Annotated in this window: 2 protein-coding genes; one reads left to right on the forward strand and one right to left on the reverse strand. The window is 64.1% G+C overall.

Annotation, left to right across the window (positions count from 1 at the left end; all coding sequences use genetic code 11):
- Positions 1-988 (forward strand): molecular chaperone DnaJ (locus AC11W3_RS19555; RefSeq protein WP_484093600.1); only part of this gene is annotated, 988 nt, incomplete at its 5' end.
- Positions 989-1,065: 77 nt separating this feature from the next.
- On the opposite strand, the gene AC11W3_RS19560 is transcribed toward AC11W3_RS19555, so the two are convergent.
- Positions 1,066-1,197 (reverse strand): PLP-dependent transferase, encoded by a 132-nt coding sequence (locus tag AC11W3_RS19560; protein ID WP_484093601.1) that lies wholly within the window; start codon positions 1,195-1,197, stop codon positions 1,066-1,068.
- Positions 1,198-1,199: the final 2 nt, after the last annotated feature.

The raw sequence follows: 1,199 nt of genomic DNA on the forward strand, positions 1-1,199 counted from the left end.
TTCGACCGATATCAAGTCCCTCTACCGCGAGGTGGCAAGGAATATCCATCCCGACCTCGCGGGAGCCAGGTCGGGGACTCTTGATCGTCATGAATTGATGTCCATGGCCAATCGTGCCTACGCGGAGGCGGACCGGCGGACGCTGCAGGAGATACTGCGGAAGTGGTGGCTCGCCAGGGCGGACTGGGACGATGATTGGGAGGACCTGGTGGAGACCAGGCGCCTGGTCGCCCGGGAGCTGCAGGCGATATCCGCGGTCGAGGCCGAGGTTGAGGGGCTGAGGGGGAGTCTGGCGTTCCGGCTGAAGCACCGCATCGATTGCGGTCCGGTCGGCAGCGACCTTCTCGCGGACATGGTCACCGCCGTCGATCTCAACATTGACAGGGCCCGGAAGCGGCTGGCCCGGTTGAATGGCGAAAAAGATCAGGGGAAAGCCGCGGCGGCAGCGGCTCGGGGCTGTGATGCCCGGTCAAGGGTGGTGAACTTTCCGGAAGAGCTCTCCTGCGGCATCGTCTATGTCAGGGACCGCAACTCGTCCAACTTCAGCAACTGGAAAACGGTCGGTCCCGCCACGGGAGCCTACCGGGTGGCGCCGGACAAGGCCCTGCGCCTCGATCTGCGGGGGGCTGCCCAGTCAGCAAGGCACCTTCGGAAGCTGAATCCACACGACCTGCAAGCCCTCTTCCTGTACGACATCTCCGACGCCGACCTCGACGGCATTGTTCATCTGGCCGGGCTGGAAGAACTTTATCTTTCCGGGGTGAGGCTGACCGACGCCGCGCTCGTTGCCATTTCTTCCCTGAAGGGTCTCAAAAGGCTGTATATCTACCAGACCGGCATCTCCGATCGCGGGCTGGCCTACCTCGAAGAGCTCCCCGCACTCGCCGGCCTCACCCTCAGCGGCAACAGGATCACCGACGAGGGCCTGGCGGGCTTTCAGCGGGTTGCGCCCAGGGTGAAGACGGTGAGCTTCCAGTGGAGGAGGTAAATGATTGCTCCCTCTCCCGCTCACAGTACAAGGGCCGGGGTGAGGGGCGGTGCCGGGAAGAGAGCCGCTGCACTCCCTTATCCTAGGTTCTTCTCCATATCCTCGATCAGGTCCTGCGGGTCTTCCAGGCCTACGGAGAGCCGCACCAGGGTCTCCTTGAGGCCGCGCGCCTCGCGCTCCGCCGCGGGCATGGCCGCATGGGACATCATGG

The organism is Geomonas sp. (assembly GCF_056994735.1).

Bases quoted from the DNA above. Each gene is read 5' to 3' on its own strand.
- AC11W3_RS19560 (WP_484093601.1), bottom strand. From the start codon at position 1,197: ATGATGTCCCATGCGGCCATGCCCGCGGCGGAGCGCGAGGCGCGCGGC.